This window comes from Peribacillus loiseleuriae (assembly GCF_001183985.1).
In the GTDB taxonomy this organism is placed as follows: Bacteria; Bacillota; Bacilli; order Bacillales; family DSM-1321; genus Peribacillus; species Peribacillus loiseleuriae.
Map to the genome: position 1 here is coordinate 4,359,602 of NZ_LFZW01000001.1, position 24,245 is coordinate 4,383,846.

Annotated in this window: 21 protein-coding genes and 1 riboswitch; of the genes, 8 read left to right on the top strand and 13 right to left on the bottom strand. The window is 39.9% G+C overall.

The genetic code is table 11. The features are described 5' to 3' along the window. Window positions 1–49: 49 nt before the first annotated feature. The 8 genes from AC625_RS20115 to AC625_RS20150 form a co-directional block, all read right to left on the bottom strand. Complete coding sequence (locus AC625_RS20115; protein ID WP_049682914.1) at window positions 50–1,168, bottom strand: LLM class flavin-dependent oxidoreductase; 1,119 nt, start codon at window positions 1,166–1,168, stop codon at window positions 50–52. A gap of 25 nt (window positions 1,169–1,193) precedes the next feature. Next, entirely contained in the window at window positions 1,194–1,976 is a 783-nt protein-coding gene (locus tag AC625_RS20120; RefSeq protein ID WP_049682915.1) for an ATP-binding cassette domain-containing protein, read from the bottom strand. A gap of 39 nt (window positions 1,977–2,015) precedes the next feature. Continuing rightward, window positions 2,016–2,399: a hypothetical protein gene (locus tag AC625_RS20125; RefSeq protein WP_049682916.1), complete on the bottom strand. Its 384-nt coding sequence runs from the start codon at window positions 2,397–2,399 to the stop codon at window positions 2,016–2,018. 140 nt (window positions 2,400–2,539) lie between these two features. After that, window positions 2,540–3,445 (bottom strand): LysR family transcriptional regulator, encoded by a 906-nt coding sequence (locus AC625_RS20130; RefSeq protein ID WP_049682917.1) that lies wholly within the window; start codon window positions 3,443–3,445, stop codon window positions 2,540–2,542. A gap of 77 nt (window positions 3,446–3,522) precedes the next feature. Beyond that, a complete protein-coding gene (locus AC625_RS20135; protein ID WP_049682918.1) occupies window positions 3,523–4,824 on the bottom strand; it encodes an O-acetylhomoserine aminocarboxypropyltransferase/cysteine synthase family protein in 1,302 nt (433 codons plus the stop codon). A 312-nt stretch (window positions 4,825–5,136) separates the two neighbouring features. Continuing rightward, the gene (locus AC625_RS20140) at window positions 5,137–5,706 is read right to left on the bottom strand and encodes a manganese catalase family protein (protein ID WP_049683843.1); all 570 of its coding nucleotides are present in this window, start codon (window positions 5,704–5,706) and stop codon (window positions 5,137–5,139) included. Window positions 5,707–5,848: 142 nt separating this feature from the next. Beyond that, a complete protein-coding gene (locus AC625_RS20145; RefSeq protein ID WP_049682919.1) occupies window positions 5,849–6,109 on the bottom strand; it encodes a spore coat protein CotJB in 261 nt (86 codons plus the stop codon). Beyond that, window positions 6,102–6,350, bottom strand: coding sequence for a spore coat associated protein CotJA (locus tag AC625_RS20150; RefSeq protein ID WP_049682920.1), 249 nt, complete (start codon window positions 6,348–6,350; stop codon window positions 6,102–6,104). The genes AC625_RS20145 and AC625_RS20150 overlap by 8 nt, the downstream gene beginning before the upstream one ends. A 465-nt stretch (window positions 6,351–6,815) precedes the next feature. On the opposite strand from AC625_RS20150, the gene AC625_RS20155 reads away from it, so the two are divergent. Beyond that, window positions 6,816–7,529, top strand: coding sequence for a response regulator transcription factor (locus tag AC625_RS20155; RefSeq protein WP_049682921.1), 714 nt, complete (start codon window positions 6,816–6,818; stop codon window positions 7,527–7,529). Here the strand turns inward: AC625_RS20155 and AC625_RS26120 are convergent. Further along, entirely contained in the window at window positions 7,516–7,668 is a 153-nt protein-coding gene (locus tag AC625_RS26120; protein ID WP_156187593.1) for an anti-repressor SinI family protein, read from the bottom strand. The two genes, AC625_RS20155 and AC625_RS26120, sit on opposite strands and share 14 nt — an antisense overlap. Before the next feature lie 248 nt (window positions 7,669–7,916). Between AC625_RS26120 and AC625_RS20160 the strand changes: the two genes are divergently transcribed. The 4 genes from AC625_RS20160 to AC625_RS20175 all read left to right on the top strand — a co-directional run bounded on the left by AC625_RS20160 (window position 7,917) and on the right by AC625_RS20175 (window position 15,535). After that, complete coding sequence (locus AC625_RS20160; protein WP_049682922.1) at window positions 7,917–13,136, top strand: ATP-binding sensor histidine kinase; 5,220 nt, start codon at window positions 7,917–7,919, stop codon at window positions 13,134–13,136. 103 nt (window positions 13,137–13,239) lie between these two features. Continuing rightward, entirely contained in the window at window positions 13,240–14,196 is a 957-nt protein-coding gene (mnmL, locus tag AC625_RS20165; RefSeq protein WP_049682923.1) for a tRNA modification radical SAM protein MnmL/YtqA, read from the top strand. A gap of 73 nt (window positions 14,197–14,269) precedes the next feature. Next, window positions 14,270–14,845, top strand: a complete 576-nt coding sequence (mnmM, locus tag AC625_RS20170) for a tRNA 5-(aminomethyl)-2-thiouridylate-methyltransferase MnmM (RefSeq protein WP_049682924.1) — start codon at window positions 14,270–14,272, stop codon at window positions 14,843–14,845. 324 nt (window positions 14,846–15,169) lie between these two features. Next, the gene (locus AC625_RS20175; RefSeq protein WP_049682925.1) at window positions 15,170–15,535 is read left to right on the top strand and encodes a DUF2500 domain-containing protein; all 366 of its coding nucleotides are present in this window, start codon (window positions 15,170–15,172) and stop codon (window positions 15,533–15,535) included. A 70-nt stretch (window positions 15,536–15,605) separates the two neighbouring features. Here the strand turns inward: AC625_RS20175 and AC625_RS20180 are convergent, their stop codons facing one another. Next, window positions 15,606–16,106: a cupin domain-containing protein gene (locus tag AC625_RS20180; protein WP_049682926.1), complete on the bottom strand. Its 501-nt coding sequence runs from the start codon at window positions 16,104–16,106 to the stop codon at window positions 15,606–15,608. A 74-nt stretch (window positions 16,107–16,180) separates the two neighbouring features. Beyond that, the gene (locus tag AC625_RS20185) at window positions 16,181–16,984 is read right to left on the bottom strand and encodes an alpha/beta hydrolase (protein WP_049682927.1); all 804 of its coding nucleotides are present in this window, start codon (window positions 16,982–16,984) and stop codon (window positions 16,181–16,183) included. 290 nt (window positions 16,985–17,274) lie between these two features. Between AC625_RS20185 and AC625_RS20190 the strand changes: the two genes are divergently transcribed. Beyond that, window positions 17,275–17,796: a gamma carbonic anhydrase gene (locus tag AC625_RS20190; protein ID WP_049683844.1), complete on the top strand. Its 522-nt coding sequence runs from the start codon at window positions 17,275–17,277 to the stop codon at window positions 17,794–17,796. A 109-nt stretch (window positions 17,797–17,905) separates the two neighbouring features. Here AC625_RS20190 and metK read toward each other — a convergent pair whose 3' ends face one another. Then, window positions 17,906–19,102 (bottom strand): methionine adenosyltransferase, encoded by a 1,197-nt coding sequence (metK, locus tag AC625_RS20195; protein ID WP_049682928.1) that lies wholly within the window; start codon window positions 19,100–19,102, stop codon window positions 17,906–17,908. A gap of 215 nt (window positions 19,103–19,317) precedes the next feature. Beyond that, window positions 19,318–19,481: riboswitch (SAM riboswitch) on the bottom strand. A gap of 226 nt (window positions 19,482–19,707) precedes the next feature. Between metK and pckA the strand changes: the two genes are divergently transcribed. Together pckA and AC625_RS20205 are read left to right on the top strand one after the other, a co-directional pair. Further along, on the top strand, window positions 19,708–21,294 hold the full coding sequence (gene pckA, locus AC625_RS20200; RefSeq protein WP_049682929.1) for a phosphoenolpyruvate carboxykinase (ATP): 1,587 nt from the start codon (window positions 19,708–19,710) through the stop codon (window positions 21,292–21,294). Window positions 21,295–21,898: 604 nt separating this feature from the next. Then, entirely contained in the window at window positions 21,899–22,234 is a 336-nt protein-coding gene (locus tag AC625_RS20205) for an SPW repeat protein (protein ID WP_049682930.1), read from the top strand. Window positions 22,235–22,658: 424 nt separating this feature from the next. Here the strand turns inward: AC625_RS20205 and AC625_RS20210 are convergent, their stop codons facing one another. Further along, window positions 22,659–24,167, bottom strand: coding sequence for a DHA2 family efflux MFS transporter permease subunit (locus AC625_RS20210; protein WP_049682931.1), 1,509 nt, complete (start codon window positions 24,165–24,167; stop codon window positions 22,659–22,661). Window positions 24,168–24,245: the final 78 nt, after the last annotated feature.

The following is a 24,245-nucleotide window of genomic DNA, read 5'->3' on the forward strand; positions in this document are numbered from 1 at the left end:
CGTTAGGATTCTATCAATTTTTTACTTTTCTCTTTTGAACAGTTTTATATTATATTGGCTGTTTTTGAGCTAATCTTGCATGTACTCTCGGTATGACTAATTCTCCCACTTGTTCAATCGTTTCAAGATGAGGAAATCCTCTTAAAAGAACTTTATCAAAGCCAAGATCAACAAATTCGACGATTCGATCCGCTACTTGGTCAGGGGTCCCAACTAGTGCAATCGAATTACCAGAAAGAACTTGAGTTAACCCCGCCCACAAATTCGGACCAATTTTGAATTGATTTTCTTTTCCGCTTTTCATCAATTGATGAAGCCGTTTAACGCCTTCAGAATCTCCGCTCACACTTTGTTCGTTTTTATGTTTCAAAACTTTAGGCGCTACTTTGCTAATCAGTTTATTTGCGTTTTCCCACGCTTCTTCTTCTGTGTTACCGAGAACAACTTGAAAGGATACACTGTAACTTAAGTCTCGCTGTTTTCTTTTTGTTAATTCCTTTATTTCATCAATCCGATCCTTCGTATTTTCATATGTTTCTCCCCACATCATATAGACATCGGACTCTTCAGCTGCAACTTGTTTGCCGATTTCTGATGCTCCTCCAAAATATATTTGTGGTGTTTGTGCCGGTTTTGGGAATAGTGAGGCATTCTCCAACTGATAAAATTCACCTTCGTAATTAAAGTAATCTTCGGTAAATAATTTTTTCAAGACTTGGATGAATTCTCTTGTACGTCTATATCTTGTGTCATGATCTAAGAAATCACCATCACTAGCTAAATCTTTAGGGGAACCCCCTGTTACGATATTTATTAAAGCTCTTCCGCCTGACCAATAATCAACGGTCGCAAACTGTTTCGCAAATGTGGCCGGTGCTGTAAAACCTGGGCGAATAGCAAACAAAAATTTTAAACGTTCTGTATGTGCAATAAGGTTGGAGGCAACGACTAAAGAATCAAGGCAATTTCCCCCAGTGGGCAGCAGTAATGATGAAAAGCCGCCTTTTTCAGCTGCCTGAGCTATCGCTTTTATATATTCCAATGTAGGGAGACGTTCTGCACTTTCATCCGTTCCTGTCCAATTGTCTATTCTTTGCGAATTAACATTTGAATTGCCAACATACTGTCCGTCTCCTGAAGTCGGAGCCATTGTAATAAATTCAACCATAAAAATTCCCTCCTTTATTCATTCTTTATTCATTGGCGACTCTTTTTAATTGTACGGAATCTTGTTTACCCACCTTCTTACCTAAAACTTCTGCCAGAACTTTTTCTTCCAATTCAGCAAAGGCAGCACTGGAACGATTACGAGGACGAGGCAGCGGAACTTGAATGTCCATATGCACCTTCCCTTTTTCAATCAGTACGACACGATCCGCTAACATAATGGCTTCACTAACATCATGTGTAACTAAAAGTGTCGTGAATTGTTTCTGTTGCCATAAATCTGTAATGAGTTCCTGCATATCAATTCTTGTTAACGCATCTAAAGCGCCCAATGGTTCATCAAGCAACAACAATCTTGGATGAGCTGCTAAGGCCCTTGCTAAAGCAATTCGCTGTTTTTGCCCGCCAGATAAGATAGATGGCCAATCATTTGCACGTTCCTCTAATCCCACCTGTTGCAACGCTTTTTTCGCTTGTTCTTTCCAATTCTTTTTCAATCCTGTTCCTATCCCAACATTGGTTAAAACTGATTCCCAGGGTAATAAGCGTGCATCTTGGAACATGATTCTGGCCGTTTGGTTCAATCCATTAATTCGGTGATTGTCTTGTTTTATTTCTCCTGCACTCACTGCTTCTAACCCAGCAATATGCCTTAGCAATGTACTTTTCCCGCAACCACTCTTTCCAACGATGGCAACAAATTCACCAGGAGCTATGTCTAAATGAATGTCTCGCAAAACCTCTATATCGCCAAATGATTTTTCTAAATGATGGATACTTATTTGAACCCCATTCTTCTCCCCACTCATGTTATTCACCCCGTAACGATTTCATTTTTTAACTCTTGACTATATTTCGTTTTGTACTGGAACATAACTGGGAGCAATTTCATCTGCCGGAAGGGCATCCTGCACCTTTAACAATTGATGGATTAATAACTTTTGAAATGTTTCAAATTTAACGTTGGCTGTTAAATGATAGAATTTCACCTGATCCGCTTGAGCTTTCGTATAGGATAATTCACAAAATGTTTGAGGTGGTGCCACAAATGCGATCACTCCCTTTTCCTCAGCAAAATGTAAAACCGCTCCCCTCCTGCCTTCCTTTACATCAATGGCGGGATTTCTGAAGTCCTCGTATTTTGCAGTTTCTGTATCATAAATACGAATCACTGTTCCTTCTATAAACGGGACAATCGTTTCCTCCAAATCAATTACAGCAGCTACTAACATAATCGTTCTCCTCTCCGACTTTCATCAATAATTCTTAGTTAACTTATATGATTAATATATATTCAACTATAACGCAGTTAATAATTTTTGTATAATTGAAAAAAATGAAGAGAAAATTCAAAAATATTGAATAAGCGAGTTTAGTTACTGAATAGACTTTTTACAGGCTTTTTTAATCCTTGGTGGAGTAATTCTAATAAATACTCCATAGCTTTTCCTTGATAGGACCGCTCCTCATTTCTCATGATCCCGACTGTCAATCCCTTATCAAAATCGGTAATTGGCTTAATGACAGTCCCCTCCAATAAAGGTGTTATCGCAATAACTGGGACAACCGCTATCCCAAAATCCGATTGAACGAAGTGTTTTAATGCCAACATATTACTCACTTCTAGTCCGTAGTTCGGATTAATACCAGCTTCTATCAGTTGCTTTTCTAAATTCTTCCGAAAAGGACAGAATGAAGAGGTCGCCAACAACTGCTCATTATCTAAGTCTTGTAAACAAATCGTTTCCTTTCCGCTTAGATAATGAGTACTCGGTGTCAGCAAGGCTACTTCTTCTGTAAAAAGCGGCTCAAATATTGTGCCTAATGCCTGCTCCGGCGCTGTACATATCGCTATATCCACTTCGTCCTTTTTTACCATTTCGCTTAGAATCTTTACACTATGTATTTGAATGCTCAATTGAATTTTTGGGAATTTTTTCTTAAATGGAGTTAAGATTTGCGGAAATCGAAAACTGGCTGTTGGTTCCATCACACCGATTCTGATTATGCCTGACTCGCCATTGACCAGGTCTTCCATTGCACTCTGGAGATTTTCAAATCCTTTTAATAAGAGATCTCCTTTCTCATTCAATAACTTGCCTGCTTCGGTGAGTTGCAGATTTTTCCCTCTTTCAAGCAGTGTCACACCTAAAGCGGATTCGAGGTTTTTGATCTGAGTTGTAACAGTGGATTGAGCATATTTTAATTCCTCTGCAGCTCGTTGGAAGCTTCCGTACTTCACAATCGTTTTAAACGTTTTGATTGTCCTTAAATCCATTGCGGCTTTCCCTCCTTACGGCTTTAAAAAAATAGCAGATTGCCTTGTATCAACAAAACAATCCACTATCTTTTTTCTTAATTAACTTGTTTTTCTCTACTTGCCTGTAGGGCCTGATTTATATCGGCAAGGATATCCTCTATATCTTCCAAACCAACAGATAAGCGAATTTGCTCTGGTGTTACACCAGACTCAAGCTGTTCATCGGTTGACAATCTTGAATGAGTCGTGCTTGCAGGATGAATGACAAGCGTTTTTGAATCGCCAACATTCGCAACATGCGACAAGAGTTTTACTGAATGAATAAACGCCTTAGCTGATTTTAGACCGCCTTTTATTCCAAACGTAAAAATAGAACCGGCACCTTTAGGAAGATAGATTTTTGCGAGTTCATATTGCGGATCATCCTTAAGCGTCGGATAATTCACCCATTCAACTTGCTCATGCTGTGATAAATACTCGGCAACTTTTTCGGCATTTTTCACATGCTGTTTCACTCGTAAAGACAATGATTCCAGTCCTTGAATAAATAACCAGCTATTGAAAGGGGACAGAGAGGAACCTAGATCATGTCCAAGTTCAAATCGAGCTTTAGAAATAAACGCTCGCTCTTTTGCCAACTCCACAAAAGAATGGTGATTCAAACTAGCTTTCGTTTTCGTAAATTCTGGAAACTTACCGTTATCCCATGGAAATTTCCCTGAGTCTACAATGGCTCCCCCAATAGATGTACCATGGCCTCCTATAAATTTGGTTATAGAATGAACGACAATATCAGCGCCAAACTCAAACGGTCTTGCTAAATAAGGAGTCGTAAATGTATTATCAACGACTAGTGGAACACCATGTTCATGAGCGATTCTGCTAAGAACTTTCAAATCGGCAATTTGTAAACCTGGGTTCCCAATCGTTTCTGTAAATACCGCTTTTGTTTTTTCATTTATTGCTTTCTTCACAGCATGAAAATCTGTTCCGTCAACAAAACGAACGGTAATCCCAAAGCGCAGAAATGTTTCCGAGAACAAATTGTAGGTTCCTCCATATAAGGCATTGGTCGCAACGATCTCATCGCCTGTTTTTGCAAGAGTTAATAAAGCAATGGATATAGCCGCTTGTCCAGAAGAGACTGCAAATGCTCCCACCCCACCTTCTAATTGCGCTAATCTTTTTTCCAATACTGCATTCGTTGGATTGGCGTTTCTCGAATAGATATACCCTTCTTCCTGCATTTGAAAAAGCGATGCAGCATGATTGGTATCATCAAAAGCGTAAGACGTAGTTTGATAGATAGGTACCGCTCTTGAACGGGTAACAGGATCGATTTCTTGGCCTCCATGCAGCGCAATTGTATCGAATTTCAATTCGTTTTCATTTGTCATCTCATCTTCCTCTTTTCCTTTACGGATATGGACTTTATTTCTCTTGTTACCTCTCGAACATAATAATTGCTAGATTCGGCATAGTACTTGCAATAGATTTTTGCCTATTTGAAAAAATATTAAGTATAAATAAAAATTATTCACATTGGATTAGTTGGTATTTAAATTGATTTAACTATACGTTCTATTCCTAATATTGTCAATATCATTCACCTATAGAAATTTGGCATCTAAACAGATACGTTCAGAACTAAACATCCATTTCATCAAAAAAACGACCTTCCTAAATGTGGAAGAATCGTCTTTTTCCCTTTAAAAAATCTTCTGCCGATCTCGTTCATCTTTCAGTATTTCTACCGCTTCTCTAAACCGCTGGGAATGGACAATCTCTCTTTCCCTCAAATAACGTAAAGAGTCATTCAAATCTGGATCATCAGACATATCGATGATCCATTGGTAAGTAGCCCTTGCCTTCTCTTCAGCTGCAATATCTTCATAAAGATCCGCAATTGGGTCTCCTTTTGCTTGAAAATATGTAGCGGAGAAAGGTACTCCTGCTGCGTTATTATAGAATAGCGCGCTATCATGTTGTACATAATGCTCCCCAAGACCTGCTTCCTTTAATGCTTGAGGTTTCGCGTCCTTCGTGAGTTTATAAATCATCGTTGCAATCATTTCAAGATGGGCAAATTCCTCTGTACCAATGTCTGTTAACAGCCCAATCACTTTATCAGGAATCGTATACCGTTGATTTAAGTAACGGAGGGCAGCGGCAAGCTCACCATCTGCCCCTCCATATTGCTCCACTAAATACTTGGCAAGCGTTGGATTACACGTACTTACTTTCACTGGATATTGCAGTTTTTTTTCATAAATCCACACGATTTCCTCACCTCTCTGTGGAAAAGGGGCGGGGCTTCGCACGATCAGCGCAGCCCCCCACCTTCATTAGGTAATGCAATTCTAGTACTTGAACTTTTTCCATCGTAGGACTTTGGAGCAGATGCTTATATATGTTTTCTGCTTAAACTTGCCACGGCCAAGGGCCACTCCAGGCCCAGTAATCTTGTCGAATATTTACACTTCCTTTTTGCAAGGGACCATAGGACTCTTCAAATTTCTGTTTGATTTGTTTGCTGTACAAGGCAAAGTGATTATATTGTTGAATGGCATTCTGGTCAGTGGGATGGGTATCTAGGTATAGCACCAATTCATCAATGACAAAATCAACGGCTTGAATCTCTTCTAATTGCTGATAATACTCAATCGGCATCGTATTAGCCATGACCGCTATCTCCTCCCCGCTTATAAGGATTGTCATAATAATCGTAGAACACCTTCCACAGCGTCCCCTTTCTTAAAGCCTCTTGCGGAGTGAATTGTTCGAGATTTGGTGACTGAAAACCTACATACAAATTAGGTGGAGTACTGTAATATTTTTCTCCAATTGGCGGACAAGGATCGAATAAGCCGCGAAAAGGAACATATGATTTCATCGGCGTAAACCGCTCTCGTTGTTGATCCATTTCTACACCTCACATTATTTTCTCTATTGAATATATGCACCCTTAGATAAATATATCTTCATTTTTCAAAATGATTCACACATTGGATTTTAGAAGAACATCGTAGCACCGAGTTAGTGAGATGTGAGATTAAATCAGATATGTTAAAGCGTAACATTAAGGTTAATCGTTATAACTTGAGATTTAGAGTAAGGTGAATGAAAGTGATGATTCATTTTTCGTATAGGAAATGATCATACGTTCTAATTTCGAATAATCTGATATTTTTAGTTAATTATGCCATTTTTATAGTATAATAGCGATATATTATGTAAGAGTAATATTCCAACTACCGAGACTGAAGTCATGGATGATCTCGACTTATTATTAAAGAAATTTACCATATACTTCGGACTAGCGTATGACATTGATATATACAGGGATTAATCCCGAATAGGAAGTTGGAGTTGAATAGGGGTGTTTAGGTTGGCAGAAGAAACATTATTACTGGTGGATGATGACGAGGACATTCAAGAAATCCTGAAGCTATATTTAGTGAGGGAGGGATTTCGGCTTCTATTTGCAAAAGACGGACAAACGGCAATTAAGCTAACAGAGGAGTATAATCCACATTTAATTATTCTCGATGTCTCTCTTCCTGGAATGGATGGTTTTGAAGTTTGCCAAGCATTGCGGGAGATAACAAAAGTTCCTATCCTGTTCTTAAGTGGAAGAGAAGATCATTTCGATCAGATACTTGGTCATAGAATCGGTGGCGATGATTATATCACGAAACCCTTTAACCCAGGTCTTCTTGTAGCAAAGGTGAAAGCGCATTTACGACGCTATCGTGATTTAAAAAATCAAACAGAAACACTTGGTGTGTCCACTGAAGAGAAGGTTCTCGTATTTGATAACTTGATTATTGAGAAAGAAAACGGCGTCGTGAAGAAGGACGGGGTACCGTTAACGTTGTCGATGAAAGAATTTCTATTATTATGTTTTTTTGCGGAAAATCCCAATCGTATTCTTAGTTTAGAGCAGATTTTCGAGCGTATTTGGGGTGAAGACCATCTTGGTGATTATCGGACGGTCATGGTCCATATCAGCAATCTGCGAAAAAAAATTGAGTGTGATCCTACAAAACCGAAGTTTATCACAACTTCAAGGGGATTAGGATATAAGTTTAATGTTCAATAGAGTTCTTAAAATTGCGAAAAAAATTGTGAACCTCTTCTAGGGTCAAGCCAATTTTTTTTGCTTCCTTGAGTAGGTTCACCCATTCATCAACATCCTCAGTCATAGGAATGTTCTCAACATCCTTTCCGTACTTGTTCATCTTATTATCCTCCATATGAAATCGACACCCTTCTCTCTTGCATAAAACAACGAAACAAAAAATCGACGCGGCAAGCGAATCCTTTGATAGTCTTCTTATCGGTGTAAGATTAGTCAACACTATTTGTAATTTGCGACCTTAATTGTCCCACTATTCAAATATTAACAAGTTATCTGTATTGTAAATGACAAACTTAAAGTTTTGTTAAAGTCATATTAAAGTTTTCATTAAACATGGAGGCGAACGAAATGATTCAACACCAGTTCTTGCCAGGCTATAAACTGATTGAAATCGAAGCAGCGAATGATTCAGACTTTTTCTATAAAGCGTACTCCTCTGAATTAAATAAGCTGGTGCTAATCAAAGCAGCAAAAAATAGAGAATTGACAGCATCTGAAGCTGCATCGTATATCCACGATTTCCATCTTAGTGATTCCATACAGTCCAACGCAGTCCTCAAGCCTATCAAAATGATTCACCATTTGCAGGACCATTACTTCGTGTATGAATACGTTGAGGGTGTTACTTTAGAGGGATTTTTACGAAAACAGTACCCACTATCCATCAATGATTCATTAAAAATTGCAAAGAATCTTGCTACGGCTATTTCCCAAATACATCAAAAGCAGGTGATACATAAAAATATTAACCCTGCTCATCTGTTCATTATGCCGCAGACCTTTACGATAAAAGTAACTGGCTTCAATCATGCTACTTTTTTAAAACAGGAAAATCACCTGGCAACGACTCGGCCTCATGCAATTGATGGGGATTTATCCTATATTTCACCCGAGCAGACAGGTCGGATGAACCAAACTCTCGACTTTCGGACCGATTTATATTCCCTTGGCGTCACCTTTTATCGTTTGTTTACAGGCACCCTTCCGTTTATGAGCAAAGATCCCGTTCAGCTCGTTTATGCTCATTTGGCCATGACACCGCAAGTTCCTTGGGAACTAAGGAAAGAACTCCCAGAAACTATTTCAGCAATCATCATAAAGTTATTATCTAAATCGCCCGAAGCCCGATATAACAGTGCCTGGGGTGTCCGGGAAGACCTTGTCAAAGCCCTCAGTCAGCTTGAGGCATTCGGCAGCATAGAATCGTTTCCATTAGGGCAAAACGATAACAAAACGATCTTTGAAACGGCACGGAAGCTTTATGGACGCGATTCAGAATTACATCAAATCCAATCGATTTTCTCAAAAGTTTGTCATGGCGATTTAGGCTTTGTTTTGATTCCAGGCCGCTCCGGGATTGGAAAAACGGCGCTTGTCAACGAAATCCATAAGCCGCTTGTCAAAGAGAAAGGTTATTTCATCTCTGGTAAATTCAATCAAATGCAACGCCAGGTTCCATTTGCACCGATCATTGCTGCCTTTCAATCGCTAATCCGCCAAATCATGACTGAAGATGCCGAGCAAATTGAGCAATGGAAAAATGTGCTTCAACGGGAACTAACCGTAAACACCGCTGTGATTACAGGTATCATCCCTGAGCTGAAATGGCTGCTCGGTGATCAAGACCTTGCACAGGATGGCTCATCGGCTGATTCTCAAAAACGCTTTTTGTTTATTTTTCAAAAATTTGTTAATGTTTTTGCAACAAAGATGCATCCGCTCGTTCTCTTTCTCGATGACATGCAGTGGGCAGATATTGCCTCATTAGAAATGATTGAATATCTGCTCTCGCAAACGAATTGTCAATATTTGATGGTGATTGCCGCCTATCGGGATAATGAAGTCGGTCCAAATCATCCATTTGTCAGTACTATGAAAAAAATCAAGGATACTAACGTTTCCATCGAAGAAATTCCGTTACATAACCTCCCAAAGGATACAGTTCATAAATGGCTCCAGGATTCATTTAGGAACAGAAGTAACGGGATTGAAAAACTTTCCTTATTGATGCATCGTATTACACAAGGAAACCCTTTTCACGTGAAACAGTTACTTCAATCGTATTATGAGGATGGCCATATTATCTCACAGCCTATACAAGGCTCGTGGATTCCTAGTCTGAAGCAAATTGCCGGGAAGCCAGTGGAAGGTGACATCATCCAGTTTTTAACAGAAAGAATTTCACTCCTTCCTGAACCGACTCAGGATATGCTAAAGCTCGCCTCCTGCATTGGCAACCGCTTCGACTTACAGACATTAGCCATTATCTCTGAAAAAACCTATAAAGAAGCAGCCGATGATCTATGGACAGCACTTGATGCTGGATTGATTCTCCCAAATGATATGCTGTATAAATGGATCTATCCGGATGAGGAAAAACGCTTCCTTGAAAGCGAACCACCTGTATATACCTTCCTTCATGATCGCGTCCAGCAAGCTGTCTATTCCACCATGACTAAGAATGAACAAGAGCAAGCTCACTTAACAATCGGACGCCTCCTGGTGAAATTTACAAATAATCTGGAGGATAATTTATTTACGATTGTGAATCATCTTAATGTTAGTAGCCCGCACTTAAACAAAGAAGAAGTCATCCAATTGACTGAATGGAATATCCGTGCTGGTGAAAAGGCACAAGCCTCTGCTGCCTTCAGTGAAGCACTGAAATATTTTCAAAATGCTTATTTGTTGGCAGGGGAAAATTGGAGGGAACAATACGAATTAACGATCCGGATGATGAAAGGAATCGGTGAATGTCAGTATGTAACAAGTAGCTTTAAGGAGTCCGAGGCAACTATAAACCACATTCTCGAGTATGCCCAATCTCAATCTGACAAACTAGATCTTTATCAAATGAAAATGACGCTCTACACCCATGTCCACAGAGTAGAGGAAGCTGTGGACGCAGGCATCAAAGGCTTGAAGCAATATGGGATCCATTTATCAAGAAACCCTGGAAAACTGGCCATTTTGAAGGAACTAGCATTAGTTAAGAAAACGCTTTATGGAAAAACCAAAGAGGATCTACTCAATCTACCAAAAATGACTGATCCTACTAAGCGGCAGATTCTTCAAACTATGATCAATATGAATGGACCTACCTTTCATGCAGATCAAGACCTGGCGACTCTACTCATGCTTCGAGCTATACGATTCACGCTAAAACATGGACTCGCAGACATCAGTGCATTAGTTTTCAACAATTACGCACTGATTCTAAGTGCCGGCTTTAACGATTTTAAAGGTAGCTACGAATTTGGCAATCTCGCCGTTGAGCTTTCTGAACGCTTCGATGTCATTGGAATTAAAGGCAGGATTCAATTTGTTTACGGCAGCTTTGTTAATCACTGGGCTCATCCTATTAGCAAAAGTCTAGAATACTTTGAAAAATCTCAAGCGTATTGCTTAGATGCAGGGAATATTCATCTGGCTGGAGCGAACGTATCATTTATTGTCATTGCCTCTTTTATCAAAGGTACACCCATCAATGAGGCGCTCGAAGGGGTAGAAAGTCAGATGCAGTTTGTCCACCAGATTCAGTATCAGATTTCAACGGGATTCCTTGAGGAAATGCACCAATGGCTGCACTTTCTGAACGGTACTAGCCCCCATCATTCCTGGGAATTCGAGACTGTTCTGGATGATGATTCAGCAAAAATCATCCATTATACAATTAGGCTGCAAATGGCCTATTTATTCAATAAAGCGGAATATGCGAAGTACCTGCTGGACCAGCTCGACCAGCTAATTAATGACCGGCTGACTCTTATCATCGTACCAGAGTATTATTTTTATCACGCCCTCTGGCTTGCCCGCTTTTATCCAGAGGCTAACAGTGCATTTGAGAAAAAGATGATTTTGAAGCGTTTACGGAAGCGATTGAAAAAACTAAGGAAATGGGCCAAGTTAGCTCCAGACAATTATCTACATAAATATTTGCTGATAATGGCTGAACTTGCACGCATCGAAGAAAATCAAACAGCAGCTCTTCGATTCTATCAAGATGCCATCGAATCTGCAGAACAGCATGGCTATATCCAGGACTCGGCACTTGGAAACGAATGTGCCGCTTACTACTTTGCTACAATCGGCTATACAAAGCTTGCGAAAGCATTTTTCAGTGAGGCGTATAAATTGTACGTCAAATGGGGGGCAACAAATAAGGCGGAGCAATTGCTGTTAGAGCAAAATCTCATCAACCCTACAAATCAGATTCCTAATTTAGCAAGAAGACATCAGGATTCCCAGTCGTTTTTCGATGTCAACACTGCGCTGGAAGCGACCCAAAGCCTTTCAAAAGAAATCATTGTGGAGGCTTTATTGAATAAACTGATGGATATTACGATGCAATACGGCGGTGCAGATAGGGGATTTCTTTTATACAAAGAAGACACTGAACTGTTGATAGTTGAGCAGAAAAGCTTAGATAAAGGGAAACAAGAATTGGTGAGGAATCAACCAGTCATCGGTTCAGGTCTCCTTGCCGAAAATGTGGTGTACTATGTGGAAACAAGTAAAGAAGCGGTAGTACTTGATGATGCAGCAACTGAAGGAATGTTTACTGAAGACCCGTATATTGCGACAAAAAGGCTGAAATCACTGTTATGTCTCCCCATTATTATTAAAGGTATGGTCAGCGGTGTTCTGTATTTGGAAAATAATAAAGCCACATATGCCTTTACGGAAGGAGAAGTAAAACTCCTCACCTTCCTTGCCACCCAGGCGGCGATTTCGATTGAAAATGCTTATCTTTATGAGAAACTCGAATCGAAAGTTTCCAAACGTACAATTGAGCTGAATGAAGCAAATCGTTATCTGGAAGAGCTAAACCAACGATTAGAGAAGGATAAGCAATCGCGGCGCCACTTTCTTTCTAATATCTCGCATGATTTACGAGCACCAATAAGCTCAGTAAAGGGGTATCTTGAAGCCATTTTAGACGGAGTCGTGCAAACAGATGGCCAAAGAATGCAGTATTTAAAGAATAGCCTCGACCGGATTCATAATTTAAATCTTTTGATTCATGACTTATTCGAACTATCCCAATTGGAGTCTGGACAAATTCCGTTTTCATTGGATTTTATTCCGCTCGACAAATTTATGGATCATTTGTATCAAAAATATGAAACTGATACCGTAAGCCATGGACTAAACTTTAGGTTGGATAACCAATTAGCCGAAGCAGATACTCTCTCTATGATGGTCGAGCTGGACTCTGACCGCATCGAGCAAGTGTTTACAAATCTGATTAACAATGCCTTGAATCATACAAGAGAAGGCGAAATTATTCTTTCATTAGCAAAAGCTCGTGATTCACAACATATCATCATAAGCGTGCAAGACACTGGGTCAGGGATTCCTACGGAAGAGCTACCGTTCATCTTTGATCGTAATTTTACGAAAGCTAGAAAATATTCTGTTACAAAAGGTCACGGTCTGGGTCTCTCGATTTGTAAGGAAATCATTACTTTTCATAAAGGTGAAATCTGGGCTGAAAGTGAAGAAGGTATGGGAAGCACATTTTTTATTAGGTTGCCTGTTTTTCAATATGTAGATAACTGGGTGTGATTGGGTTTTTAGAGCCTCGCTAATTAAGTGTTCTTTTTTCTTTCTACAAGGCTTGTCTGTAGTATAATTAATCTGGCTAGCTTACCTTTAGGAGGTTGCAAATTTGACACAGACGGAGCCATTTATCTATGCAATGGACAATAAACAATATCATACGTGGAATTATCATTTGCGAAAGCATTTTGGACATAAAGTTTTTAAAGTAGCACTGGATGGTGGCTTTGATTGCCCGAACCGTGATGGCACAGTGGCGCATGGTGGTTGCACATTTTGTAGTGCAGCAGGGTCAGGTGATTTTGCCGGGGATCGGGTTGAGCCGCTGGATGTTCAATTTAAGAACATCAGTGAAAAAATGCATCAAAAATGGAAAGATGGCAAATATATGGCCTATTTCCAGGCGTATACGAACACCCATGCCCCAGTTAGTGAATTAAGAGAAAAATACGAAAGCGTGCTGAATCAGGAGGGTGTAGTCGGATTATCCATCGCGACCAGACCAGATTGCCTCCCTGATGATGTTGTCGACTATTTGGCCGAGCTGAACGAACGGACATATTTATGGGTCGAGCTTGGGTTGCAAACCGTCCATGAACGAACAGCCTTACTCATTAACCGAGCTCACAATTACAAAATGTATCAAGAAGGTGTCGACAAGCTTAGGAAGCGTGGCATTCGCGTTTGTACGCACATCATTAACGGACTACCGCTTGAAAACTATGACATGATGATGGAAACAGCTCGTGAAGTAGCGAAATTGGACGTTCAAGGAATCAAGATTCACTTACTTCATCTCCTTAAAGGAACACCAATGGTCAAGCAATATGAAAAAGGGATGCTCGAATTTTTAACGCAAGAGGATTATGTGAACCTTGTTGTTGATCAGCTGGAGATACTCCCTCCGGAAATGATCGTTCACAGAATTACTGGTGACGGTCCGATAGATTTGATGATTGGGCCAATGTGGAGTGTGAATAAATGGGATGTATTGAACTCGATTGATGCAGAGCTAAAACATCGGGATAGCTGGCAAGGGAAATTTTATCAATTAACAGAAGAGTAAGGAAGCATTTCGAATTTGACGCATATTGGACTTTACTCGATAAATTTTACTATGACAACGGAAGTGAAAAACGATGAAACTCATGAATATTCTTCCCTTCGCTCGGTTTCTGCTTCAGACGGCACTTGAATCAGGAGATATTGCAATCGATGGGACTTGTGGCAATGGGCATGATACAGCATATCTGGCGAATCTCGTTGGTGAAACTGGACATGTGTACGGTTTCGATATTCAGCAGGAAGCGATTGAAAATACGAAGGATAAATTACGAACCGAAAACCTGTTGCAACAATGTACACTTATTCAAACCGGGCATGAGCATGTAAAAACATATGTATCAGAGCAACAGTACGGCCAAATTAAAGCTGCCATCTTTAATTTGGGGTATCTTCCAGGCGGAGACAAATCAATTGTCACCGCTGCCGAGTCGACCATTGCTGCGATTGAACAACTGCTTGAGATCATGGCTCCTAAAGGCGTTATCGTTCTTGTCATCTATCATGGACACGAAGGTGGAGCGATTGAACGAGACGCCATTATGGATTATGTCACATCGCTCCACCAGGACAAAGCCCATGTTCTACAATACGGATTCATCAATCAGGTAAATCACCCACCATTTATTATTGCGATTGAAAAAAGAAAGTAAAATCTTAAAATGTGTGTTCAAAAAGGAGGGTAAAAAAAGCCGAGAAGTTCGAGGAGCAATCGTCTCAAGCCTTTCGCGTATGCAATAATCCGTGAGGACCGGAGTGACAGAGCTTTGATGCAATTCGCAAGCTTTTTTACCGGACTTTTTGAACAACTTCTTAAAAGATAAGAGTACCCTAAAGTGTCTGTCCTCACACTCTATTGTAGTGTAAGATCAGACACTTTATTTATGGGATATTGCATTTTTTTAATATTTTCTATTTTCGAAACCTTCCCCTCCCTCCATCGTATATAAAAAATAATACCAAAAGGGGAGATCAACATGTTTGAAGCACCAGGAGATTTTATATTTGATATCGTACCAATGTTTTTCGTTGCTTTTTTTATCATTATTTTCGGAATTATTATCTTTGCGATGATTAAGGGGATTGCGACTTGGAACAGCAACAATGATGCCCCTAGATTAACAGTCCCAGCTAAAATCGTCGCAAAAAGAATGAGCATACAAGGTGGAGGGGAAACGCGTGCATATAATCATTACTACATCACATTTGAAGTCGATAGTGGGGATCGCATGGAATTCCAAGTGAAGGACCTTGAATATGGCCAGCTGATAGAGGGTGACATGGGCAATTTGCAATTTCAAGGAACAAGATATCTCGAGTTTACGCGAATCAGACAAAACTAAATGGACAGAATCAGTACGTCCGAGATAGAAAAACGAGATTGGCTCGATTTAAACCAATCTCGTTTACTTCTTATTCTGGTATTTTTTCATAAGCAAGTTTCTTAATAATTTGTTCATGTTTAGGATAGTCTTTGAGTAGTTCATGTTGTGTAAATAACTCAAAATCCCGATAGTCAAACCCTGGAGAAACCATACAACTGACCAGCGAATAATCTGCACCCTCATCTACATCTGACCCAAATATCGCTCCCTTTGGAACAACGGCTTGCAATACCTCTCCTTGTTCCACATTGAGTCCAAGCTTCACTTTTTCATACTTTCCATTCGGATGGATAATATGTATATTCAAGGAGTCTCCAGTATGAAAATACCATACTTCATCCGATTGCAAGCGATGAAAATGAGAAGGGTTGCCAGCGCGAAGTAAGAAATAAATGCTTGTATAATACGCTCTTTTGTTCGCATACTCAGTGACCAGTTCTCCCTCTGATCGGAGCATTTCTTTAAAATATCCCCCTTCTGTATGAGGGGTCATGGCTAAATTTTCTATCCAATATTCTGCGTTTTTCATAGTTGTAGCTTCTCCTATCTCTTTTGAATTAAACGAATGATTACAAAACCTGCCGGGATGATAGGCAGCTTTCTTTAAAGAACATACCCTAACGTCTTTAATCTCGTTTCCACAAACCCAAGTGCATATTGAAATACATCATCGCGTTCTGGTTCATTAAAAATTTCATGATATAAATGAGGCCATTCCTTGTATTGTTTTTCACTACAAAGATTATAATTGAACCATTCACGAACCGGGCGTTTATCGACGACGCGGTCATCACCGCCCTGCATGAGAAGGAGTGGAATATCCTGAAATTCAGGGATATCTTCAAAGGCTTCTTTCATGTTTTTCGTAAGCTCGCGGTACCATCTAACTGAAACCTTCGTAACATATAATGAATCGTTTAAATCAGACTCCCTTACTTCTTCATTTCTGGTAACAAGCTCGGGGGTTAAACCTGGATCCACTCGGAATGTTGGATACGTGACATTCAACCCTAACGAAATCGCAGTCAGTAGCTTGGATGGCTGTTTAACGAGCCCTAAACACGGGGACGATAGAATAACTCCCGCCAAATCCAATTCATCTTGCTGAAGTAATCGGATTGCGATTAATCCGCCCATACTATGTCCCAGTAAAAAGACCGGAAGTGAATATTGATAAGCTTCTTCGATCCAGCTTTTTACTTCTATTAAATATTGATCAAAGGATTGAATATGTCCTCTAAATGCACGGGTTGTCATACCCTGTCCTGGAAGATCTCCCATAATCACATGGTAACCAGCGGACCGCCACATTTGCGATAGCCATTTATAACGCCCGTGATGCTCCATGGCACCATGAACGATGACGATGACTCCTTTTGGTGTAACGTCTGCCTCCCATTTCCACATATGAAATCTCCTCCTACTTTATCTCTAGTTGCTATTCTTTGATTTACACTTTGCTTATTCTTTATTTTGTCCCGGATTAACCGGCTATACTACCCTCACCTTCATTTTTTGAAAAGTTAACAAAAATTGAAGGTGAGGGATAAATATTGGCTCCCTGAACACTTATAAAGTATTCAATCTATTTATCTTCATGATGGGTGAACCTTATTATAACGAAATATCACATATTATTGTATAGTAAAAATAATACCTAAAAAACATCGAAACGGAAAGGATATGGTTTTAAAATGATTCTTTACGCATACAAAGGAAAAAAACCGGAAATATCAATGAGCGCCTACCTTGCCGATAACGCTGTTGTAACAGGCGATGTGAGAATCGGCGAAGAATCAACAGTCTGGTTCAATTCTGTGATTCGCGGGGACGTAGCGCCAACTATCATTGGAAAAAAAGTAAATATTCAAGATAACAGTGTTCTTCATCAAAGCCCGAACAACCCACTTATCATCGAAGATGAAGTCACAGTCGGACATCAAGTCACGCTACATAGCTGCAAAATCCGCAAAGGAGCACTCATTGGGATGGGATCAATTATTCTAGATGAAGCGGAAATCGGCGAAGGAGCTTTCATCGGTGCTGGAAGTCTCGTGTCACAAGGAAAAGTAATTCCACCCAACACCCTCGCTTTCGGTCGACCCGCCAAAGTCGTGCGTGAGCTGAACGACGCAGACCGCGCGGACATGGAACGCATCGTCCGAGAATACGCGGAAAAAGGGCAGTACTACAAGAACGAGAAACGAATAGAAGAATAAACAAAAGAAGTCCAATTCATTTGTGAAATGGACTTCTTTTTGTTTTACTATTTACCTTTTTGTACTCTTTAACCGAACCCGTTATATATATGGATTCCTCTTTTTACTATTATTGAGCTTGTTCTTTCAATGTTGCTGCTTTGTCTGTGCGTTCCCAAGGCAAATCAATGTCTGTACGACCGAAATGTCCGTAAGCGGCTGTTTGCTTGTAAATTGGGCGGCGCAGGTCAAGCATTTTGATAATACCAGCAGGACGAAGGTCGAAGTTAGCACGAACCAAGTCTACTAATACATCTTCGCTCACTGTTCCTGTTCCGAATGTATCAATCGCAATTGACACTGGTTTCGCTACACCGATTGCATACGCCAGTTGAACTTCTGCTTTATCAGCGAGCCCTGCTGCTACGATGTTTTTCGCAACATAACGTGCTGCATAGGCTGCAGAGCGGTCGACCTTCGTTGCATCCTTACCTGAGAATGCGCCACCGCCGTGACGAGCATATCCGCCGTAAGTGTCAACGATAATTTTACGTCCCGTAAGACCCGCATCTCCTTGAGGTCCACCAATAACGAAGCGGCCTGTTGGATTAATGAAATACTTCGTTTCAGAATCAATCAATTCAGCTGGAACAACTGCTTTAATCACGTGTTCTTTCAGGTCAGCTTGAATTTGCTCTAACGTAGTTTCTTCATCATGCTGTGTAGAGATAACAATTGTATCAACACGAGCCGGTTGATTGTTCTCATCATATTCGATCGTTACTTGCGTTTTTCCATCTGGGCGCAAGTAAGCTAAAGTGCCGTCTTTACGAACAGCAGTCAAGCGGTGTGAAAGCTTGTGAGCCAATGAAATCGGAAGTGGCATAAGCTCTTCAGTTTCATTACAAGCAAATCCGAACATTAAACCTTGGTCCCCTGCACCGATTGCTTCGATTTCGGCATCGCTCATTGTACCTTCACGTGCTTCAAGTGCTTGATCAACACCAGCAGCAATATCTGCTGATTGCTCATCAATTGAACTTAAAACAGCGCATGTCTGAGCATCAAAGCCGAATTTCGCACGAGTGTAGCCAATCCCAGCAATAGTATCGCGAACAATACGCGGAATGTCTACATACGCGGAAGTTGTGATTTCACCAGCTACTAGTACAAGACCAGTAGTTACTGAAGTTTCACACGCAACACGCGCGTTTGCATCCTTTTCTAGGATAGCATCTAAAATTGAATCTGAAATCTGATCACAAATCTTATCCGGATGGCCTTCTGTAACAGACTCAGAAGTAAAAAGACGACGTTTTGTTGACATCTTAATTCCCCCTTATTATTGAAATTATGTGTTAGGTACGCAAACGGAGGCTTTTACCCCATCCATCTTATCCACCTTTTTTGACGGAGCTCGTTCCCTTATTGGTTTCTATAATAGATGCAGATCTTCTCAGCATTGTTCATCAGTGTTCCCGAAAAACATAAAAACCTTCCCCATCATTGAGGAAAGGTTTATTGACTGAATCTATCCTTTCACTCTTATCGTTCAAGGGTTTTTTACCTTGCTCAGGTTAGCACCAACGCCAAAATTATTAAAAGAGAATTGCTTTTAATTGCAATAAATCTTTCGCAAACTTTCTACACTTCGGCAGGTTGCTGGGTTTCTTAGGGCCTGTCCCTCCACCAACTCGGGATAAGAGAATCCGTACAATTTAAAATAATAACGCACTATAAGGAAAAGTGTCAAGAATTTTTTCCTAATTAATAGTTTCATTATAGGTTGTTTGATTCTATGAATATTGTTTACTACCTAAATAAAATACCTATTCAGGAAAAAAGTGAGTTTAACACCATGATTAGTATAGACTAATTATGTTAATGTGTTATACTTTTCTGTAAATAAGGGTAAAGGAAGGTATCTTATCTATGAATACAGTGGGCATTTCAAATGAATTACATCAATTATTAGCCGGATCAAATGTAAACGTACAGCTTTCTGTGCCTCAATTAGTTGAGACGGTTCTTAAACGAAATGAAGCTATTCTTACATCAACGGGTGCAGTTAGTGCCGAAACAGGCAAATATACTGGACGCTCTCCTAAAGATAAATATATAGTGGAAGAATTAGTGTTCAAAGACAAAATCGACTGGGGTCCGGTTAATCAGCCTATTTCTGAAGATACTTTTGCAAACCTTTACAATAAAGTAATAAATTATTTAAAACAAAAAAAAGAGCTATTCGTATTCAATGGATTTGCTGGCGCAGATGCACAACACCGACTTCCTATTCAAGTCATTAACGAGTATGCTTGGCACAACTTGTTTGCCCATCAATTGTTTGTGCGTCCGAACGATGAAGAATTACTCGGTCATCAAGCAGAATTCACGGTCATTTCCGCTCCTGGTTTCAAAGCGGACCCTTTAGTGGACGGAACTAAATCAGAAACGTTCATCATCATTTCATTTGAACGCCGTACTGTACTAATTGGTGGAACTGAATATGCCGGAGAAATGAAAAAATCTGTTTTCTCCATTATGAATTACTTGCTCCCGGAAGCAGGAATTCTACCGATGCACTGTTCAGCAAACGTTGGCAGGGAAGGGGATGTTGCTTTGTTCTTCGGTTTGTCTGGGACAGGTAAGACCACTTTATCCGCTGACCCAAGTCGGAAGTTAATTGGTGACGACGAGCACGGTTGGTCTTCTAACGGCGTTTTCAACATCGAAGGCGGCTGTTATGCCAAAACCATCAATCTTTCACGTGAAAAAGAACCACAAATTTTCGATGCCATTCGCTTTGGTGCAGTATTGGAAAATGTGGTCGTTAATCCAGACACACGAGTAGCTGATTATGAGGATGGTACATTAACGGAAAATACTCGTGCAGCTTACCAGCTACAAGCAATCAGCAACATCATTAACCCGAGTGTAGCGGGTCACCCGAATGCCATTATTTTCTTAACCGCAGACGCCTATGGGGTATTGCCTCCAATCTCGAAGCTTTCAAAAGAACAAGCGATGTACCACTTCTTAAGCGGATACACAAGTAAATTGGCTGGTACAGAACGAGGTGTTACAACACCTGAAGCAACATTTTCAACATGCTTCGGATCGCCATTCCTACCATTACCAGCGACTCGCTATGCAGAAATGCTCGGCCAAAAAATCGATGAGAACAACTCTAGGGTCTTCCTTGTAAACACAGGATGGACAGGCGGGGAATATGGAACGGGAAGCCGAATGAAACTCGCCTATACACGCGCCATGATTCAAGCCGCCCTTGAAGGCGAATTGAACAATATTGAAACCATTCAAGACGGTATCTTCGGACTTGAAATCCCCCTTCATGTACCAGGGGTTCCAGACGAATTTCTTCAACCGATTAAAACTTGGTCAAATCAAGCTGCTTACACAGAAAAAGCAACCGAGCTTGCCGAGAAATTCAAAGACAATTTCAAAAAATTCTCCAATGTTTCTGATGATATCAAGAAACTTGGCGGGCCGACTATTTGATTTTTATAAAAAGCTACAAAAAACACGCTTGGATTTATAAATCCAAGCGTGTTTAGTCTTTCAATTCCACCAACATAATTTCAACAAGGACATGACAGCCATAATTGAGTCGCACTGCATAAGCGAAAGGTTTGAGACGACCGCTCGCAGAATTTCTCGGATTTTTTTATCCTCCTTTTCTAACACACTCTTTGAGTAATATCCAAATAATTAGAATAAGCAAAAGAGGAACTAGAATCATTCCTAAGCCTAATCCTACATACAAAACCTATATGGCGTTAAAACGCCACCAATTGCCATGAAGGATCTATCAAGTAGCACGCTACACTCACCTAATCACAATGGTGGCGGTGCGGAGCCAGAATTTTGGATACTATCTAAGGTAAAATAAGTAGATTGGCTATATTAATACGTCGCGGAGACCCGTCCCCATGTCCTTCATACAAAACATTAAGATAGAACGTTCCTTCTTCCTTTTGGATTTCCCCCTTTTTTTCCTATAACTAATTATAAAATATAATTTTAGTCAATTTTTATTATTTCTAAACATATACTTCACCAAGGAAGTCTTAATGGGCTTCCTAAACTTTAAGGAGGGGTAGTCATGAAAACAAGAAGTGTCTTAAACGCATTAATCGGTGTCTGGTTTTTTATCGCACCATGGGTTCTTGGTTTTTCGGATCAAACAGGAGCTTTGTGGTTAAGTGTCGTTTTTGGAATCATTCAAATTATCGCAGCATGGTGCGGTTATAACAAATCTGGTTGGAATTCATGGCAAAACTGGGTGTCAGTCGTTACCGGTGTCTGGTTTGTCATTTTCCCATTTATTTATTCAATATCAAATGGAGCGGTTTGGTCAAGCGTAATTCTTGGATTAGTCACGATTCTATTTAGCTTATGGAACATGGGATCCAATTCAAACTCAAATGCTGTAAATTAAATAGTATCCAATAACCATCAACACGTTCATATCTTTTCTATAAGCAGAAAAAACTATGGTTTGAACATTCCATAGTTTTTTCTGCTTAAAATTATATACCATTTGCATGTGTCCTTATTCAACTTGCAAAATATAATAAACGATAACATTTCCTACTATCTGCAACGGTTAATCGATGGTTCTCATATAAATGGATAATTTTTCACATTCTTTTCATTGACCAAAGAACCCGTTCATTGAATGCTTTTAACTAGGTTTCTAAATACTAGGGAATTTTACTCATTTGATCTCTCATTCCTCGAATCGTTTCCGTACCATAGAATTTTTAATAGATCCCTCTCGTATAAGTAAATATATCCAATTTTAAGGCCAGAGATCCGATTGATCTCTGGCCTTCGTACTTCTATAGAAAGTCTGTACATTATTATCCTTCATATACTTCAGCTTTCTCTTTCTCTTTCTCTTTAAGTGATTTTGGAGCCGTTGTTCTTTTAAGAAAGATGGACAGAATAAATGCAACAACAGCGATTCCTGTAGATACTAAGAACGAATCATTAATCCCCGAAATCGTCGCTTCCATTGTAATATGTTGTTGTAGTTCCACAAGCGCTTCACCGGTAGGCATCGTTGTTAATTTCGACATAGCGGCTGCCATCATATCTTCTACATGTATCGATGTACGATTAGACATAATGGTTACAAGTAAACTAGCACCAATCGCTCCAGATACTTGTTGGATCGTACTGTTCATCGCCGTACCATGTGGGATTAAAACAGGTGGAAGTTGATTTAAACCGTTTGTCATAATCGGCATCATCACCATGGAAATACCAAACATGCGAACGGAATAAAGTACCACTAAATGTGTGTATCCAGTTGAATCTGTTAATTGACTAAATAAGTAGGTTGTTACGATGATAATCGCTAAACCGACAAAGGCTAATAGCTTAGGACCAAATTTATCAAAGATTTTCCCTGTAATCGGCATCATAATCCCCATAATTAATGCCCCCGGTAACATGAGTAAACCAGAATCCATCGCAGAGATCCCCCGAATATTTTGAAGATAAATGGGCATAAGCAGCATAGCTGAGAACATAGCCATGTTTAATGTCACCGAAATGATAGAGGATAGAGCAAACATTGGATGTTTATATACTCTAAAATCAAGCATTGGTACATCAAGTTTGAATTGACGAACGACTAACCAGATCAATGAAAGTACACCAACAATGATGGATACATACACACTTGGTGCACCCCACCCCGAATTACCAGCTGAACTAAATCCGTATAAAATACCACCAAACCCTAGAGCTGATAACACGACTGATAAGGCATCGATTGTATCATTACTTTTTTCTTTTTGATCGTGTAATTTAAAGAAGCCTAAAAACCACACGATAACCATAAGCGGGACCATCATAAAGAATAATACCGACCAATTATAGTGTTGGATGACCCAGCCAGATAGTGTTGGTCCAATAGCAGGTGCAAAAATCATTACGATCCCGAACATCCCCATTGCAGAACCACGTTTTTCAGGTGGAAATGATGTATAGAGTACGTTCATTAATAAAGGCATAATTAATGCTGCCCCTGAAGCTTGTGTCATGCGTCCTACAAGTAACACTGAGAAGCTCGGCGCAAATCCACTAATTAATGTACCAATTGTAAATAATGCCATAGCGATTAAGAATAGTCGTCTCGCCGTATATTTTTTAATTAAAAAGGCTGTTGTCGGAATTAAGATCCCGTTTACTAGCATATAACCTGTTGACAACCATTGTACGGTTGAAGCACTGACATCAAATTCCTTCATAATGGACGGTAGTGCGACATTTAGTAACGTATTACTTAATAAGGCTACGAAAGCACCTGTCATTAAAATAGCCAGTATGCCATATGAGGGTTTCATTTGTTTCTCTGACATATAAAGTATTCTCCTCCTTTTAATCATCTTATACCAACGGTTCAATATTGTACCATCGGTTCCGCTGAACTCATATTA

Excerpts from the sequence above, each read along its gene's own strand:
- mnmM (WP_049682924.1), top strand. The coding sequence starts at position 14,270 with ATGAAACTCATGAATATTCTTCCCTTCGCTCGGTTTCTGCTTCAGACG.
- AC625_RS20160 (WP_049682922.1), top strand. The coding sequence starts at position 7,917 with ATGATTCAACACCAGTTCTTGCCAGGCTATAAACTGATTGAAATCGAA.
- AC625_RS20180 (WP_049682926.1), bottom strand. The coding sequence starts at position 16,106 with ATGAAAAACGCAGAATATTGGATAGAAAATTTAGCCATGACCCCTCAT.
- AC625_RS20115 (WP_049682914.1), bottom strand. The coding sequence starts at position 1,168 with ATGGTTGAATTTATTACAATGGCTCCGACTTCAGGAGACGGACAGTAT.
- AC625_RS20150 (WP_049682920.1), bottom strand. The coding sequence starts at position 6,350 with ATGGATCAACAACGAGAGCGGTTTACGCCGATGAAATCATATGTTCCT.
- AC625_RS20210 (WP_049682931.1), bottom strand. The coding sequence starts at position 24,167 with ATGTCAGAGAAACAAATGAAACCCTCATATGGCATACTGGCTATTTTA.
- AC625_RS20185 (WP_049682927.1), bottom strand. The coding sequence starts at position 16,984 with ATGTGGAAATGGGAGGCAGACGTTACACCAAAAGGAGTCATCGTCATC.
- AC625_RS26120 (WP_156187593.1), bottom strand. The coding sequence starts at position 7,668 with ATGAACAAGTACGGAAAGGATGTTGAGAACATTCCTATGACTGAGGAT.
- AC625_RS20135 (WP_049682918.1), bottom strand. The coding sequence starts at position 4,824 with ATGACAAATGAAAACGAATTGAAATTCGATACAATTGCGCTGCATGGA.
- AC625_RS20205 (WP_049682930.1), top strand. The coding sequence starts at position 21,899 with ATGAAAACAAGAAGTGTCTTAAACGCATTAATCGGTGTCTGGTTTTTT.
- AC625_RS20125 (WP_049682916.1), bottom strand. The coding sequence starts at position 2,399 with ATGTTAGTAGCTGCTGTAATTGATTTGGAGGAAACGATTGTCCCGTTT.
- pckA (WP_049682929.1), top strand. The coding sequence starts at position 19,708 with ATGAATACAGTGGGCATTTCAAATGAATTACATCAATTATTAGCCGGA.
- AC625_RS20120 (WP_049682915.1), bottom strand. The coding sequence starts at position 1,976 with ATGAGTGGGGAGAAGAATGGGGTTCAAATAAGTATCCATCATTTAGAA.
- metK (WP_049682928.1), bottom strand. The coding sequence starts at position 19,102 with ATGTCAACAAAACGTCGTCTTTTTACTTCTGAGTCTGTTACAGAAGGC.
- AC625_RS20145 (WP_049682919.1), bottom strand. The coding sequence starts at position 6,109 with ATGGCTAATACGATGCCGATTGAGTATTATCAGCAATTAGAAGAGATT.
- AC625_RS20175 (WP_049682925.1), top strand. The coding sequence starts at position 15,170 with ATGTTTGAAGCACCAGGAGATTTTATATTTGATATCGTACCAATGTTT.
- AC625_RS20130 (WP_049682917.1), bottom strand. The coding sequence starts at position 3,445 with ATGGATTTAAGGACAATCAAAACGTTTAAAACGATTGTGAAGTACGGA.